Below are 15,632 nucleotides of genomic sequence, written 5' to 3'. Positions count from 1 at the left end.
ACGCCCATCTGCCAGGCGCACTACTGCGGCGCCGGTACGGCGGCGATCCCGCGCAGGGCCTCCCTGCGTGACAACGCGCTCATGGCGGGTCCCTGCCGGGCGACGAAGGCTTCCACCCACTCCGGCGCCGTCTTGCCATATTCGCGCAGGGCCCAGCCGATCGCCTTCCGGATGAAGAACTCCCGGTCCGCCAGGTTCGGCTCAATGACGGCCGCCAGCAACGCGGTGTCAGTGTCCTTCTTCGCACGCAGTTGCGACGTGATGGAGGCCCTGCGGATCCAAAGCTCGGGGTCGTGGCTCCACAGCCTCAGGGTTGCCGACACCGGGGCCCGGTGCGCCTGCAGCAGCCCGCAGATCCGGCCGGACACGCCATCCGCGAAATCCCACCAGGCGCCGGTGCGGATGATCTCCTCGTAGACGGGCAGCATGTCCAGGTCCCGGGCCACCAGCCGGTGCCCGGTCAGGTCTATGGCCGCATACCGTTCCTCCCGGAAGGTGGAGGTGCGCCAGAGCTCCAGTACGGTGGCGCGCAGTTGCCCGGCAGAGGCGGGCGGAAAGTCAGCCGCAGCCCGGGCCGCGATCCGCCGCACGTCCGGAACCCGGACGCCCAGCGAGGGAATCGCTGACCTCATGTAGGCCTGGGCGCCGGTGGCACGCTCCGGGTTGGCGAGTTCCCGGAGCGCGCCTTTGACGGCGGCGATGAGCTCCTGGTCGGCGGCGGTGTCCATGGGGCCAACTTTAGCCACCCGCCAAGGGCCGGGGTGGGGTACGCTGGTGAGCGCTAACACAATCAGAACCTGGGGGAATCCATGCCCGGCACCGAGATCCACCTCGCCCACGGACCCTACTCCGCCGTCGTCACCCGGCGCGGCGGGGCGCTCCGCGAACTGCGCCACGGGAACCGGGACCTGGTGGTGGGCTTCGGGCCCGAAGGCCCCGTGCCTGACTACCGCGGCGTCATCTGCGCGCCCTGGCCCAACCGGCTGGCCGACGGCACCTACACCTATGCCGGGAAACCGTACACGGCCGCCGTCAACGAACCCGAACGCGGCGCCGCGCTGCACGGCCTGGCCATCCATCAGGCGTGGAAGGTGCTGGAGGCGGCCGCGGACCGGGCGGTCCTGGGCTGCCGCATCCCGTCAGGCCCGGAGTACCCGGCCGACCTGGACCTCAGCGTCACCTACTCGCTTTCCGCTGACGGGCTCCACAGCACCGTCCTGGCCGTCAATGCCGGCCCCGTTGCCGCGCCCTACGGGGTGTGCCCACATCCCTACCTGGTGGCCGGGCCCTCCCCGCTGGATGACTGGTCGCTGGAACTTCCGGCCGCTGCCTACCTGGAGGTCACGCCGGACCGGCTGCTTCCCGTGGGGATGCGGGAGGTGGGCGCAGGTGCCTTTGACTTCCGCTCGCCCCGCCGGCTGGGAGAGGTGAAGATCGACCACGCCTTCACGGACATCTCCCGGGACGCCGCCGGCCTGGCACGCGTCCGGGTGCTGGATCCGTCGGGGACCGGCGTGGAACTGGAATGGGGGGCGGAGTGGCCCTGGGTCCAGGTGCATACGGGGGACAAGCCTGCCGGCCCGGACCGGCTCGGCCTGGCCGTTGAGCCCATGACGTGCCCTCCGGATGCACTGCATTCCGGCATGGACCTGGTGCACCTGCAGCCCGGCGCATCACATTCCGCGGACTGGACCATCCGGGCGCTGCCCTAGCAGGCCGCCCTTCCGGCCACCGGCAGGGCCGGTCTCAGTTTCCTGCTGCCGTGCCGGTCGGGGAGCCGGCCCATCCGGCGCGCTGCAGCCACGCCGCGCACAGGGACGTCCATTGCCCGGGCCCTGGTTCGCCGGCCGCGAGTCCCAGCCCGTGCCGTCCTTCCGGGAAAACATGCAGTTCCGCCGGAACGCCGGCAGCAATCAGTGCCCTGGCATAGTTCAGGCTGTTGCTGACCGGGACGGCCTCGTCGTCGGCGGTGTGCCAAATGAATGCCGGCGGTGTGCGGGGCGTGACGTTCAGCTCCGCCGAGAGTGCCGTGAGGAGGGCCGACGGCGGTGCGTCGCCAAGGAGGTTGGCCACCGAGCCCTGGTGGGCTTCGTGGGTCAGGGACGCCACGGGGTAGCACAGCACCGAAAGATCCGGCACCGCCGCGGGATTGTCGAGGTCCGGCTTCCCCGTGGCAGCCGCCGTGCACAAGGTGGCGGCCAGGTGCCCGCCCGCGGAGAATCCCAGGACGCCGACGCGCTCCGCGTCCACGGGGAGCCCGTGCTCCCCGTTCCGGATGTGGAGCATGGCTTCCTTGGCGTCTTCCAGCGGGGCCGGGTGCCGGTCCGGGGCCACCCGGTAGCGGAGGACGAAGGCGTGGATCCCCAGTGCGGCAAGCCATTCTGCCACCGGCTCGGCTTCGTGGTCTGCCTGGCGGGCATAGCCCCCGCCCGGCAGGACCAGGATGGCAGGACGCGGGCCCGCGGCGCCGGAAGGGGCGGCCACCGCGGTAAGTCCCCGCGGTGCCATCAGGCTGCCGCTTCCGTGCTGCGCCGCAGGGTAACCTCTCCGGTGATGCCGCCGGGAGCGGCGGCCTCCACCTCGCCGCCGTCGCCGTAGGCCGGATTCCGGCCAGTGGCCCTGGTGGCAAGGCGCCCGATGTCTTCCAGGGGCAACCGGACAGTGGACAGGGCTGGGCGGAAGTCGCGGAGGGTTTCAATGTCGTCAAAGCCGGCGATGGCTGCGTCGCGGGGGATCCGCAGCCCCTCGGACCGCAGGGCTGCTGCGGCGCCGATGGCCATGACGTCATTGACCGCAAAAATACACAGCCTGGGTGCGGCCCCGTCCCCGGACTGGGCTGCTTTGATCCTGGCGGCCAGTTGAAGTCCTGCCTCATATCCACCGGACCGGTTGAAGGCCGTGCGGAGCACCTCTGCCGGCCGCCGCCCGGCGCGCTCCAACCCTTCCTGGAAGCCGCGGACACGGTCATCGGACGTCAGGAGGCCCTCTGGGCCGCCGATGATTACGAAGTCGCCGTCCCAGCCTTCCGCAAGCCCGGCGGCGAGCTGCCCGGCCAGCTCCTGGTTGGGGACTTTCACCACGTGGTACCCCTCCGGAGCGGTTGCACCCACGACGGGATGTCCCACCACGGCAACCCGGCCGCCGTTGCGGCAGTAGCGGTCAAGTTCGGCAGCCAGTTCGGCGTTGCCCTCCCGGTCCTCTTCCCGGCAGGAACGGGAACCGGCGATCACAATGGAGTCCGCGCGCCGCGCCGCGAAGGCGGCCACTGCTTCCTTCTCTTCGGCCGGGCCGCCTCCGGTGGTGGCGAGCAGCACCATTTTGCGTTGTTCCCGGGCGGCTTCCTGCACGCCCCTGGCGATGGCCGCGAAATAGGGGTCGGCAATGTCATGCACAATCAGGCCGATCAGGCCGGAGCTGGATTTCGCCAGGCCCTGCGCCTGGGCGTTGGGGATATAGCCCAGCGATTCAGCTGCCTGCCGGACGCGGTCGGCAATGTCCTTGCCCGGTTTACGGGCCGAGCCATTCAGCACGCGGGAAGCGGTGGCGGGCGAGACGCCGGCCAGGCGGGCCACCTCGGTAAGGGTACTTGCAGCCACTGCATCTCCTGGTGGTCGGTACGGGCTCAAAGGCTAAGCACATTATGACAGTTCAAACTACTTCCGGAAAGCGCTTGCCAACGGAAAGCGCGCCGTGCATTATTGAAGCAGCGGGAACGCGCTTTCCCAGACAACTTCAGTACATTGCTCACTCACCGTGGAGGACACATGGGCTACGAAACCAAAACGATCCGCATCGCCATGAACGGCATTACCGGCCGGATGGGCTACCGCCAGCACCTGCTGCGCTCCATCCTGCCCATCCGCGATGCCGGCGGCTTCACCCTCGAGGACGGAACCAGGGTCCAGGTTGAACCCATCCTGGTGGGCCGCAACGAGGCCAAGATCCGCGAGCTGGCGGAAAAGCACAAGGTCTCCGAATGGTCCACCGACCTGGACGCCGTGATCAGCGACCCCACTGTCGACGTCGTGTTCGACGCCTCGATGACCAGCCTCCGCGCCGCCACCCTGAAGAAGGCCATGCTGGCCGGCAAGCACATCTTCACGGAGAAGCCCACGGCGGAAACGCTGGAGGAGGCCATTGAACTGGCGCGCGTCGGCAAGGAAGCCGGCGTCACTGCCGGTGTTGTCCACGACAAGCTGTACCTGCCCGGCCTGGTCAAGCTCCGCCGCCTGGTGGATGAAGGCTTCTTCGGCCGCATCCTTTCCATCCGCGGCGAGTTCGGTTACTGGGTCTTCGAAGGCGACATCCAGTCAGCCCAGCGTCCGTCCTGGAACTACCGCCAGGAGGACGGCGGTGGCATGACCACGGACATGTTCTGCCACTGGAACTACGTCCTCGAGGGCATCATCGGCAAGGTCAAGAGCGTCAACGCCAAGACGGCCACCCACATCCCCACCCGCTGGGACGAGGCCGGCAAGGAATACAAGGCCACCGCCGACGACGCCTCCTACGGCATCTTCGAACTCGAGACTCCGGCCGGAGACGAAGTCATCGGCCAGATCAACTCCTCCTGGGCAGTGCGCGTGTACCGCGACGAACTGGTGGAATTCCAGGTGGACGGCACGCACGGTTCCGCCGTCGCCGGCCTGAATAAGTGTGTCGCCCAGCAGCGCGCACACACCCCCAAGCCCGTATGGAACCCGGACCTGCCCGTCACCGAATCCTTCCGGGACCAGTGGCAGGAAGTTCCCGCCAACGCCGACCTGGACAACGGCTTCAAACTGCAGTGGGAAGAGTTCCTCCGCGACGTCGTGGCCCGCCGCGAGCACCGCTTCGGCCTGCTGTCCGCCGCCCGCGGCGTCCAGCTCGCCGAACTTGGCCTGCAGTCCAGCGGCGAACGCCGCACCATCGATATCCCGGAGATCACCCTCTAATGACGTCCCTCATCCTTCCCTCCGAAGACGGCGGAACCAGGGAGTACCGCCTTCAGGGCGGCGCCGCCTGGGCCCGGCCCACTGCGCCCCTGACTGCACGGCGCGCCTATGCGGCCGCCCACGTCATCCCCGAGGTGCTGGCGGACAATACGCCCGGTGCCCCCGCCCGCCTGGACTGGGACGCCACCATGGCGTACCGCCACGAACTGTGGTCCTACGGTCTGGGCGTCGCCGATGCCATGGACACAGCCCAGCGCGGCATGGGCCTGGACTGGGCAGCGACGCAGCAGCTCATCAAGCGCACGGGAGTGGAAGCCGCATCCGTGGTTTCCGCCAACAACCCGGCCACCGCCGGCAAGTCCGTCCGTGACCTCGTCTCCTGCGGCGCCGGAACCGACCAGCTGGACACCGCTGCACTGCCCACCGGCGAAGCAGGCATCCAGGCGGTGCTCGAGGCCTACCGCGAGCAGATTGCCGTGGTTGCCGAGGCCGGACCCAAGGTCATCCTGATGGCCTCCCGGGCCCTGGCCAGGGTCGCCGGCGGCCCGGAGGACTACCTGCGGGTGTACTCCACCCTGCTGCAGGAAGTGGACCAGCCGGTCATCCTGCACTGGCTGGGCACCATGTTCGATCCCGCGCTCGCCGGCTACTGGGGCTCGGACGACGTCGCAACCGCCACCGAAACCTTCCTGGGCCTCATCAGGGACCACGCGGACAAGGTGGACGGCGTCAAGGTCTCGCTGCTGGATGCCGGCCACGAAATTGCCCTGCGGGCGGCACTGCCCGAGGGTGTCCGCCTCTACACCGGGGACGACTTCAACTACCCCGAACTGATCGACGGCGACGGCAGCCACCACTCGGACGCCCTGCTGGGCATCTTCGCGGCGATCTATCCCGCCGCCTCGGTGGCCCTGCAGAACTATGACGCCGGCAACCCGGCGAAGGCGCGGGAGATCCTGGACTCCACCCGCGAACTGGGCAAGCACATCTTCAGCGCCCCCACGTTCTACTACAAGACCGGCATCGCGTTCATGTCCTGGCTCAACGGCAAGCAGCCCGGCTTCCAGATGGTGGGCGGCCTGCACTCCGGCCGCTCCGTATGCCACCTGGCCAGGACCTTCGAACTCGCCGACCAGGCCGGCCTGCTCAGGGACCCGGCGCTGGCAGCCTTTCGGATGTCGGACTACCTGCGGATCAACGGGGTGGGAGTATGAGCGACTTCTCCCGCCTCTCCATCAACAGTGCCACCACCAAGAAGTGGACGCTCGCCCAGGTCGTCGAGGGCTGCGTCAACGCCGGGATGCCCGCCATCGGACCGTGGCGGGACCGGGTGGAGGAGGCCGGCCTGGACAAGGCCGCCCGCCTGATCAAGGACGCCGGGCTGCGTGTCTCCTCGCTGTGCCGCGGCGGATTCCTCACCGCCCCCGATCCAGAGGGCCAGGCGGCCGCGCTCGCGGACAACAAGGCAGCCATCCTGGAAGCCGTGGCACTGGACACCAGGGAGCTCTTCCTGGTGGTCGGCGGCCTGGCCCCGGGGGAGAAGGACGTGGTGGCAGCCCGCCAGCGCGTCGCCGACCGGCTCGCCGACCTGGTTCCGTTTGCGCAGGAAAACGGCGTACGCCTGGTCCTGGAACCGCTGCACCCGATGTATGCGGCTGACCGCGCGCTCATCTCCACCCTGGGCCAGGCGCTGGACCTCGCAGCGCCCTTCGACGCCTCAACGGTGGGGGTCGCCGTCGATACCTTCCACGTCTGGTGGGACCCGGAACTGAAGGCGCAGATCGAGCGGGCCGGCCGGGAGAGCCGCATCGCCTCCTACCAGGTGTGCGACTTCAACATGCCCATCGCCGCCGATCCGCTGCTGTCCCGCGGCTACATGGGCGACGGCGTGGTGGACTTTGCCACCATCGGCACCTGGGTGCGGGATGCCGGGTACACCGGCGACATCGAAGTGGAAATCTTCAATCAGGAGATCTGGGACACGGACGGCAATACCGTCCTGGCCACAGTAAAGGAGCGCTACGCGGAGCTCGTCCTCCCGTACGCCTGACCTGACCCAAGACCGCGGGCTCCTGCCACGTTCCCAACATGACTGGCAGGAGCCTGCGCCCCACGTGGAAAGGACCCGGACCGGCGGTGGATGCCCACCGCGGGTCCGGGTCCCTTTGTTTCTTTGTTACCTGTTGCTGCCCTGGGTATACAGCGAGGCGAACCGCCGGTACCGGGCCAGCACGCCGCCGTCGTCCTTCCCCAGTGGAAGGTCGACGGCGCCAGCAGCCCATGCAGGGAAACGTCCGGTGAGGGCCGCCGCTGCCTGGCGTGCCGCGCCGTCGGCAACATACTCACCCGGCTCCGGCACTGTGACGGGTGTTCCCAGCAGGGCCGCTGCGACTTCCTGCACGGCGGTGGATTGGGCGCCCCCGCCCACCAGGAGGATCCGGCGGGCAGACACGCCCTGGGCCTGCAGCGCCGCCAGGCCGTCGGCCAGGGAGCAGACCACGCCTTCGACGGCGGCGCGCGCCAGGTTGGCCGGGGTGTAGTTGGCACGCGTGATGCCGTGCAGGGTACCCGTGGCGTCCGGCAGGTTGGGTGTCCGTTCCCCGTCAAGGTAGGGCACCAGGGTGAGCCCTCCGGCGCCGGAACCGGCAGACAGGGCCAGCCGGTTGAACTCCGGCAGGTCCACGCCCAGCAGCGCCGCCGTGGCATCAAAGACCCGGGTGGCGTTCAAGGTGCAGACCAGCGGCAGGTAGTGCCCGGCAGCGTCGGCAAACCCCGCCACCAGTCCGGACGGATCTGCCGCCGGTGTTTCCGAGACGGCGAAAACGGTGCCGGATGTGCCCAGGGACATCACGACGTCGCCCAACCCCGCCCCTGCGCCAAGCGCGGCGGCCGCGTTGTCCCCGGCACCCGCTGCCAGGACGCTGCCTGCGGGAGTCCGTCCGGCCGCCTCCAACGGGCCAAGAACCCTGGGGACGGCAGGAACGTGGCCGAGCGCCGCGGACAGGACGTCCGGAAGGTAGTTGTCCTCCGCCGTCGAGTAGTACCCCGTGCCTGATGCGTCGGAGCGGTCTGTGGCCAAGGCGGCAAGCCCTTCGGCGCCGCTGCCCGGGCCGAAGCCGGCGAGCCGCCACGTCAGCCAGTCGTGCGGAAGGCAGACAGCGGCCACCTTTGCCGCATTCTCCGGTTCGTTTTCCGCCAGCCAGTGCAGCTTGGTCACCGTGAGGGAAGCAACGGGGACAGTTCCGGTGGTGCGGGCCCAATACTCGGCGCCGGCGGCGGGATCGCCGCCGCCGGCATCCTTGATGAGCTCCACGGCCGCGCCGGCGCTGCGGGTGTCGTTCCACAGCAGCGCCGGGCGGATGACGGCACCGTCGCTGTCCAGGCAGACCATGCCGTGCTGCTGCCCGCCCACCGAGACGGCGCTGACGTCATCCAGCCCGCCGGCGTCGGCCGCCGCCTTTTGAAGGGCAGTCCACCAATGGTCCGGATGAACCTCGCTGCCGGCAGGGTGCGTGGCCCGGCCCTGGCGGACGAGTGCTCCGGTATCCGCGTCGCGGATCACCACCTTGCAGGACTGGGTGGAGCTGTCGATGCCTGCGACGAGCACCATGGCCTAGTGGGCGCCGAGGAGGTGTTCGATGGCGAGCTGGTTGAGGCGGACGAAGGCAAAGGAGCGTTCGGCTGCCTTGGCGGCGTCGAAGTCCTGGAATGCTGCGGCGTCGGCCAGCAGGTCGGCGGTGGTTTCGCCGGCGTTGAGGGTGGGTTCGCCGAGTTCGAAGACGCCGGAGGTCTTGAGGGCTTCCTGTACCTGCGGGTCGGCGCGGAAGGCCAGGGCGCGTTCCTTCAGCAGCAGGTACATGGACATGTTGGCCTTGGCCGACTCCCACACGCCGTCGTAGCCATCGGTGCGGGAGGGCTTGTAGTCGAAGTGCCGGGGGCCGTCATAGGTAGGGCCGCCGCCGGGGAAGCCGTTCTCGAGCAGGTCCACGGTGAAGAAGGCGCTGGTCAGGTCCCCGTGTCCGAAGACGAGGTCCTGGTCGTACTTGATGCCGCGCTGGCCGTTGAGGTCGATGTGGAAGAGCTTGCCGGCCCACAGGGCCTGGGCGATGCCGTGGGTGAAGTTCAGCCCGGCCATCTGCTCGTGGCCGGTTTCGGGGTTCAAGCCCACGATGTCGCCGTGCTCGAGCTGGGCGATGAAGGCCAGGCCGTGGCCCACGGTGGGCAGGAAGATGTCGCCGCGGGGTTCGTTGGGCTTGGGCTCGAGCGCGATCCGCAGGTTGTAGCCCTTGTCCTTGATGTAGCCGGCGGCGGTGTCCACGCCTTCCTTCATCCGGTCCAGGGCGGCGGCCAGGTCCTTGGAGCCGTCGTATTCGCTGCCTTCCCGGCCGCCCCACATGACAAAGGTTTCGGCGCCGAGTTCGGCGGCGAGGTCGATGTTGCGCAGGACCTTGGAGAGGGCGAAGCGGCGGATCGAGCGGTCATTCGAGGTGAAGCCGCCGTCCTTGAAGACAGGGTGGCTGAACAGGTTGGTGGTCACCATGGGAACTTTCAGCCCGGTCTCGGACAGGGCCGCGCGGAAGTTCTTCAGGATCAGGTCCCGCTCCGAGGCGGAGGCATCAAACGGGACAAGGTCGTTGTCGTGGAACGTGATGCCGTACGCGCCCAGTTCTGCCAGGCGGTGCACGGCCTCCACCGGGTCCAGCGCGGCACGGGTGGCGACGCCGAACGGATCGGCGCCGGTCCAGCCGACGGTCCAGAGACCAAAAGTGAATTTGTCGGCGGGGGTGGGCGTAAGAGTCATGATGCGTCCTTGCGATCGGGCTCCGCGGAGGTGCGAAGCTTTAGTTTATTGCCTGAACTATATGAGCCGTCGTAGGGTTGGGTCAAGAGTCCCGGCTGGAAAACAGCCGGAAAATCTGTCGGAACTTGGACGGGGAGGTTTGTGATGGTGATGCCGGCGCCTGCAGTGGCGGGACCCGGAGGCGCTGCCCCCGGAAGCGTGGCGGATGTCCGGCGCAGCAACCTGGCACTGGTCCTTGGCGCAATCGCCGAGTTTCCGCCAGGCGTCCATCCCAGCCGCGCCCAGCTGGCCGGAGCCACCGGACTGACCAAGGCATCAGTGTCCAGCCTGGTGCTGGACCTCCTTGACGCAGGGATCGTCCGCGAAATCGGCCTCAACCCGCAGGGGCGGGGCCGTCCCGGCGTGGGTCTGGAACTCAGCCCCAGCCGGGCGGTCATGGGGATGGAAATCAACGTCGACTACATCTCCGCGGCAGTGGTGGACCTCGCCGGAACCGTCCTCGTCCGGGAGGAAGAGGAACGCGACAACCGCAACAGCCCGGACGGGCCGGTGCTGTCCGCGCTCGCAGCCCTGGCCGCCCGGGTCAGGAGCACGGCGGGGGAGCACGGCGTCGAGGTCCTGGGTGGCGGACTTGCCGTGCCCGGGCTCGTTGACCCGGCCCTGGCGCGGGTGCTCACCGCTCCGAACCTGGGCTGGGTCAATGCGGACCTGGACCTGGAGGCGCTGCTGCCCGAAGCTCCCCTTGGGGTGGCGCTGTTCAATGAAGCCAACGCCGCAGCCCTCGCCGAACTGCGGCACCGGCCGGACGGGGCGTCGGACTTCCTCTTCGTCTCCGGCGAGGTGGGCGTCGGTGGCGGGATAGTCATCGGATCAGAGCTATTCACCGGTCCGCACGGCCACGCGGGCGAGGTGGGGCACATTGTGGTTGACCCCGACGGCGGGCATTGTTCATGCGGCGGGACCGGCTGCCTGGAGACCGTTGCCGGCCAGGACGCCATTTTTGCCGCGGCCGGCCTGGCCCTGGACCGGGGTTCCCGCTCCGCGGACATGTCCGCCCTGCTGCAGGCGCTGCGGGCCGGGGAGCCCCGAACTGTTTCCGCCGTCGAACGTGCGGGACGCTGCCTGGGGATAGCACTCGCCTCGACGGCGCGGGTGGTCAACATCGAATCTGTGGTCCTTGGGGGCCACTTCGCGGTCCTCGAACCATGGCTGCGTGCCCCGTTGCTGGCGAGCCTGGACAAATATGCGCCAGGGAAATATGCATCCAGCCAGGTGACGATGTCCGCCGTTGGCGAGTCGGGCGCCCTTTTGGGGGCAGCCGGAAGCGTGATCCGCTCCCTGATGGAAGCGCCGCACCGGCTGCACGCGTAGCGCCACGCACAACGCCCCGGTCCGAAGACCGGGGCGCCATCCACTGCGGTGCCCCAGGAGGGAATCGAACCCCCGACCGGCGGATTAGAAGGCCGCTGCTCTATCCCCTGAGCTACTGAGGCGTTGGCTTCCGGCCTGCAGGCCGGCGCCTCAAAAAGTTTACATTGCCCGGCTGCCGGCGGTGTCATCCAGCCGCCACTCATCCTCCACACCGGCCTTTCCCCCGGACGTTGTCCACATAGGCAAACCCGTCCCTCCTGCCCGACGTGGTCCGGCGCGATGCTGGTCATGCCTGCTAAAGGCGCCACCATCCAGACAGGACGTAGACATGAGCGAAACCATCACCATCCGGGGCTTCGTGGCCACCGAGATAACCAGTTCCACCACGCCAGGGGGAGTGGCAACAGCTTCCTTCCGCATCGGTTCCACCACCCGCCGCTTCGACCGCGAATCCAGGACCTGGGGCGACGGGCACACCAACTGGTTCACCGTGCAGGGCTACCGCCAGCTGGCGGGAACCCTGGGGTGCAGCATCAGGAAGGGCCAGCCGGTCATCGTGGTGGGCAAACTGAAGATCCGCACGTGGGAAAAGGACGGGCGGGTGTACCACTCCGCCATCATTGACGCCGATGCCGTGGGGCACGACCTCTCCTTTGGGTCGGCAAACTTTATCCGCACCGCTTCCAGGCCGGCGCTCTCCCTCGTGGAGCAGCCGCCGGCCCCCGATGACGTCCCCGGGCTGGACCAGGACCCGGACGAGCCGGAGGACCGCGAAGATGAACACCCCGGGGATCCCGGCCACCCCGCCGTCGTCATTGAGGACAGCGACGGCGGTCTCGCCTCCCTTGACCTGGAAACGGGGGAACTCGCCGAAATCTAGGAACCACGTATCAGGTATCAGCGTTGCCCATCCAGTCCCGGGCGGACGGAATGGCGGCACCCCCCGGCCGCCCTCCGTCCGCCCGCCAACACCCGTCCGCCCGCCAACATCCCACATCCGCAGGCCCTTGACGGACACTGCGTCCCAGGGGAGCTCTGGTGCACTGCCCGTTTTCCGGGCCGGGCCGTCCCATCACCCATGGCAGAATGACACCATGCGTCCCATCCCCCGTAAACGGCAGTACAACCGCGCCGGCGCAGCCCTGGCATGTGCAGTGCTGGCCTGCCTCCTGTCCGGGTGCACCGCTGCTCCGTCCGGAACCGGACCTGCAGCCGGTGGCAGCGGCAACCAGCCCTCACCGGCGGCCCCGGCTGCCGGTCCCGGTGCGGACGGACAACCGGTCCAGGCCAAGGACTCCGCGACGCCGGGCAGTAATGCCGGCGGGGAACCGCTGGCCAACACGTCCGGCGGCGCGGTTTCGGCCGCAGCTGCCGCCGCCACCGAAACGGTGAAACGGACGGTTACGGATACCCTGACCAAACTGGCCACGGGAACGCCGAAACCTGCCACTGCCCAGGTCAGCGACGCCCTGACCGGGGCCGGCATCGCGCCGGCCGCGCTTCAGGTCTCGCAAAGCCGCACACCCACCGGGCTGGAGGCGGACGCCATCGAAGCCGCCGTGCTGCAGGGCAAGGACTGCGTCATCGGGCAGGTTCGCGAAGGTGCGGTGACCGTCACAGTCCTTCCGGTACTTGCCAGCGGCAAATGCTTCGTGGGCTCCTGATCCGGCTGAGCTGTCCGCCGCAAATGTGAGATCTGCCCGCCAACCCACTAGATTTGAGACCATGGCGGAATTTATCTACACAATGACCAAGGCCCGCAAGGCCGTTGGCGAAAAACTCATTCTTGATGACGTAAGCATGTCCTTCTTCCCGGGCGCCAAGATTGGTGTTGTGGGCCCAAACGGTGCCGGTAAGTCCACCATCCTCAAAATCATGGCCGGGCTGGACACGCCCTCCAACGGCGAGGCCAGGCTCAGCCCCGGCTACAGCGTGGGCATCCTGCTCCAGGAACCGCCGCTTAACGAAGAAAAGACTGTCCTGGGCAACGTCCAGGAAGGCGTTGGCGAGATCTACGGCAAGATCCAGCGCTTCAACGAAATCTCCGAGGAAATGGCCAGCCCCGATGCTGACTATGACACCCTCCTCGAAGAGATGGGCAAGCTGCAGGAGGCCATCGACGCCGCCGACGCCTGGGACCTCGATTCCCAGCTGGAACAGGCCATGGACGCCCTCCGGTGCCCGCCGGCCGATGCCGATGTCACCAACCTTTCCGGCGGTGAGCGGCGCCGCGTGGCACTCTGCAAGCTCCTCCTGCAGAAGCCCGACCTGCTGCTCCTCGACGAACCCACCAACCACCTGGACGCCGAAAGCGTGCTTTGGCTCGAGCAGCACCTCTCCAGCTACCCCGGCGCCGTCCTCGCCGTCACCCACGACCGGTACTTCCTGGACCACGTGGCGGAATGGATCGCGGAAGTGGACCGCGGCCACCTCTACCCGTACGAAGGCAACTACTCCACCTACCTGGAGAAGAAGCGCGCCCGCCTCGAGATCCAGGGCAAGAAGGACGCCAAGCAGGCCAAGCGCCTCTCCGAGGAACTCGAGTGGGTCCGGTCCAACGCCAAGGGCCGCCAGACCAAGTCCAAAGCCCGCCTGGCCCGTTACGAGGAAATGGCCGCCGAGGCCGACCGCACCCGCAAGCTTGACTTCGAGGAAATCCAGATCCCGCCGGGACCCCGCCTGGGTGGCCTGGTCCTGGAGGCCAGGAACCTCCAGAAGGGCTTCGATGAGCGTGTCCTGATCGATGGGCTGTCCTTCACCCTGCCCCGCAACGGCATCGTGGGGGTCATCGGCCCCAACGGTGTGGGCAAGTCCACCCTCTTCAAGACCATCGTCGGCCTGGAACCGCTGGACGGCGGCGAGCTCAAGATCGGTGACTCGGTCAAGATTTCCTACGCTGACCAGAGCCGCGGCGGCATCGACCCCAACAAGACCCTGTGGGAGGTTGTCTCCGACGGACTCGACTTCATCCAGGTGGGCAATGTTGAGATGCCGTCCCGTGCCTATGTGGCCGCTTTCGGTTTCAAGGGCCCGGACCAGCAGAAGAAGGCAGGTGTCCTGTCAGGTGGTGAGCGGAACCGCCTGAACCTGGCACTGACCCTGAAGCAGGGTGGAAACCTGCTGCTCCTCGACGAGCCCACCAACGACCTCGATGTCGAAACCCTCAGCAGCCTGGAAAACGCGCTGCTCGAGTTCCCCGGCTGCGCCGTGGTGGTCTCGCACGACCGCTGGTTCCTGGACCGCGTGGCCACGCACATCCTTGCCTACGAAGGTGACGACGAGAACCCCTCCAAGTGGTACTGGTTCGAGGGCAACTTCGAATCCTACGAGGAGAACAAGGTCCAGCGGCTGGGCCCCGACGCGGCCAAGCCGCACCGCGTCACCCACCGGCGCCTGACCCGCGACTGACCTGCCGGGCCCAAGGGCTCGTCAACAGGACGCCTGCGGGCCCGTTTGCAGGAAAACGGAAGGCCGGCACCCGGGCTGAATTGCTCCCCGGATGCCGGCCTTTCCCATGCCCGGCGCACCAGCGCCGGATCGCAGACGTGTGCGGATCCTACGTGTGCGACGCCTCGGCGGGAACGCGCACCATGCCCTCCTGCGCCACGGAAGCCACGTGCTGGCCGTCCCGGTTGAAGATTTTGCCGGTGGCCAGGCCGCGTGCGCCCTGCGCGCTGGGGGACTCCTGGACGTAGAGCAGCCATTCATCCACGCGCGCCGGGCGGTGCCACCACATCGCGTGGTCAAGGCTGGCAACATTCATGCCCGGGGTGATCCAGCTGAGGCCGTGCCGCCGAAGGATGGATTCGAGCAGGGTGTAGTCGCTGGCGTAGGCCAGGGCGGCGCGGTGCAGGTTGGAGTTGTCGGGCATCGGCCCGAACGTCTTCATCCAGACCGCGTTGCGGGCCTCCCGCGGGCCGGTCGCGGTAACGTACAGCGGCGGATCGACGTGCCGGATGTCGAAAGGCCGCTCATACGCCCAGTGCCGGGCCACAGGATGGTCGAACTTGCTCAGCAGGTCCGCCGTGCTGGGCAGCGATTCGGGGTCCGGGATGCCCGCCGGCATCGCCGACGCGTGCTCGATCCCTTCGTCCTCACCCTGGAAAGAGGCAATCATGGACAGGATGGGAACACCGTCCTGGTAGGCGTGGACGCGCCGGGCGGAAAACGACCGGCCGTCACGCAGCCGCTGCACACCAAAGGTAATGGGCTTGTTGGCGTCACCGGGCCGCAGGAAGTAGCCGTGCATGGAATGCACAAACCGTTCAGGATCCACCGTTCGAATGGACGCCACGAGTGACTGCGCCAGCACCTGTCCGCCGAACACCCTGTGGTGTGGCTGCCGCTGTGAGGGCCCCAGGAAGATGTCCTCGTCCGTCCGGGCGCCCTCAAGTTCACCGAGGTCCAGCAGTTCGATCAGTGATGAGGTGGGGTCTCCGCTTGGCGGGGCCAGGAGTCCGGCTTCGGCTTCAGTCATGGTCCGACTCTAGACGGCGCCCGGGGAGCCACTCAACCGGAGCGCAGCC

The 15,632-nt window shown here is 68.1% G+C and carries 14 protein-coding genes and 1 tRNA gene; 8 read left to right on the top strand and 7 right to left on the bottom strand.

All coding sequences use genetic code 11. From position 1 onward, the window contains the following. Positions 1–20: 20 nt before the first annotated feature. Complete coding sequence (locus LDO14_RS11780) at positions 21–728, bottom strand: DNA alkylation repair protein (protein ID WP_018769501.1); 708 nt, start codon at positions 726–728, stop codon at positions 21–23. An 81-nt stretch (positions 729–809) separates the two neighbouring features. Between LDO14_RS11780 and LDO14_RS11775 the strand changes: the two genes are divergently transcribed. Continuing rightward, positions 810–1,712 carry an aldose 1-epimerase family protein gene (locus tag LDO14_RS11775; protein ID WP_018769500.1) on the top strand — a complete coding sequence of 301 codons (903 nt, stop codon included), beginning with the start codon at positions 810–812 and terminating at the stop codon, positions 1,710–1,712. 34 nt (positions 1,713–1,746) lie between these two features. Here LDO14_RS11775 and LDO14_RS11770 read toward each other — a convergent pair whose 3' ends face one another. Both LDO14_RS11770 and LDO14_RS11765 read right to left on the bottom strand, forming a co-directional pair. Beyond that, complete coding sequence (locus LDO14_RS11770) at positions 1,747–2,508, bottom strand: alpha/beta hydrolase (RefSeq protein WP_223991910.1); 762 nt, start codon at positions 2,506–2,508, stop codon at positions 1,747–1,749. Beyond that, complete coding sequence (locus LDO14_RS11765; protein WP_223991906.1) at positions 2,508–3,596, bottom strand: LacI family DNA-binding transcriptional regulator; 1,089 nt, start codon at positions 3,594–3,596, stop codon at positions 2,508–2,510. Before LDO14_RS11765 ends, LDO14_RS11770 begins: the two co-directional genes overlap by 1 nt. A 168-nt stretch (positions 3,597–3,764) precedes the next feature. Here LDO14_RS11765 and LDO14_RS11760 point away from each other — a divergent pair, with 168 nt between their 5' ends. From LDO14_RS11760 to LDO14_RS11750, 3 genes are read left to right on the top strand one after another with little or no spacing between them, the layout of a single operon-like run. Further along, on the top strand, positions 3,765–4,934 hold the full coding sequence (locus tag LDO14_RS11760; RefSeq protein ID WP_223991905.1) for a Gfo/Idh/MocA family oxidoreductase: 1,170 nt from the start codon (positions 3,765–3,767) through the stop codon (positions 4,932–4,934). Continuing rightward, positions 4,934–6,148 (top strand): dihydrodipicolinate synthase family protein, encoded by a 1,215-nt coding sequence (locus LDO14_RS11755; RefSeq protein WP_018769496.1) that lies wholly within the window; start codon positions 4,934–4,936, stop codon positions 6,146–6,148. The genes LDO14_RS11760 and LDO14_RS11755 overlap by 1 nt, the downstream gene beginning before the upstream one ends. Beyond that, positions 6,145–6,984: a sugar phosphate isomerase/epimerase family protein gene (locus tag LDO14_RS11750; RefSeq protein WP_223991904.1), complete on the top strand. Its 840-nt coding sequence runs from the start codon at positions 6,145–6,147 to the stop codon at positions 6,982–6,984. The genes LDO14_RS11755 and LDO14_RS11750 overlap by 4 nt, the downstream gene beginning before the upstream one ends. A gap of 126 nt (positions 6,985–7,110) precedes the next feature. On the opposite strand, the gene xylB is transcribed toward LDO14_RS11750, so the two are convergent. Beyond that, positions 7,111–8,544, bottom strand: a complete 1,434-nt coding sequence (gene xylB / locus LDO14_RS11745) for a xylulokinase (protein ID WP_223991901.1) — start codon at positions 8,542–8,544, stop codon at positions 7,111–7,113. 3 nt (positions 8,545–8,547) lie between these two features. Further along, entirely contained in the window at positions 8,548–9,735 is a 1,188-nt protein-coding gene (gene xylA / locus LDO14_RS11740; protein ID WP_223991900.1) for a xylose isomerase, read from the bottom strand. Positions 9,736–9,879: 144 nt separating this feature from the next. Between xylA and LDO14_RS11735 the strand changes: the two genes are divergently transcribed. Continuing rightward, positions 9,880–11,106: an ROK family protein gene (locus LDO14_RS11735; RefSeq protein ID WP_223991896.1), complete on the top strand. Its 1,227-nt coding sequence runs from the start codon at positions 9,880–9,882 to the stop codon at positions 11,104–11,106. A 49-nt stretch (positions 11,107–11,155) separates the two neighbouring features. On the opposite strand, the gene LDO14_RS11730 is transcribed toward LDO14_RS11735, so the two are convergent. Then, positions 11,156–11,228, bottom strand: a tRNA-Arg gene (locus tag LDO14_RS11730). 206 nt (positions 11,229–11,434) lie between these two features. Between LDO14_RS11730 and LDO14_RS11725 the strand changes: the two genes are divergently transcribed. From LDO14_RS11725 to ettA, 3 genes are all read left to right on the top strand, one after another. Beyond that, on the top strand, positions 11,435–11,986 hold the full coding sequence (locus tag LDO14_RS11725) for a single-stranded DNA-binding protein (RefSeq protein WP_018769491.1): 552 nt from the start codon (positions 11,435–11,437) through the stop codon (positions 11,984–11,986). A gap of 214 nt (positions 11,987–12,200) precedes the next feature. Beyond that, positions 12,201–12,770, top strand: coding sequence for a hypothetical protein (locus LDO14_RS11720; protein ID WP_018769490.1), 570 nt, complete (start codon positions 12,201–12,203; stop codon positions 12,768–12,770). Positions 12,771–12,831: 61 nt separating this feature from the next. Then, a complete protein-coding gene (gene ettA, locus LDO14_RS11715; RefSeq protein ID WP_018769489.1) occupies positions 12,832–14,514 on the top strand; it encodes an energy-dependent translational throttle protein EttA in 1,683 nt (560 codons plus the stop codon). A gap of 148 nt (positions 14,515–14,662) precedes the next feature. Here ettA and LDO14_RS11710 read toward each other — a convergent pair whose 3' ends face one another. Further along, a complete protein-coding gene (locus LDO14_RS11710; protein WP_223991888.1) occupies positions 14,663–15,583 on the bottom strand; it encodes an acyl-CoA thioesterase II in 921 nt (306 codons plus the stop codon). Positions 15,584–15,632 lie beyond the last annotated feature (49 nt).

Origin of the sequence: Arthrobacter sp. NicSoilB11 (assembly GCF_019977375.1) — a bacterium.
GTDB lineage: Bacteria > Actinomycetota > Actinomycetes > Actinomycetales > Micrococcaceae > Arthrobacter.
This window is presented reverse-complemented; position numbering and strand designations above follow the sequence as displayed.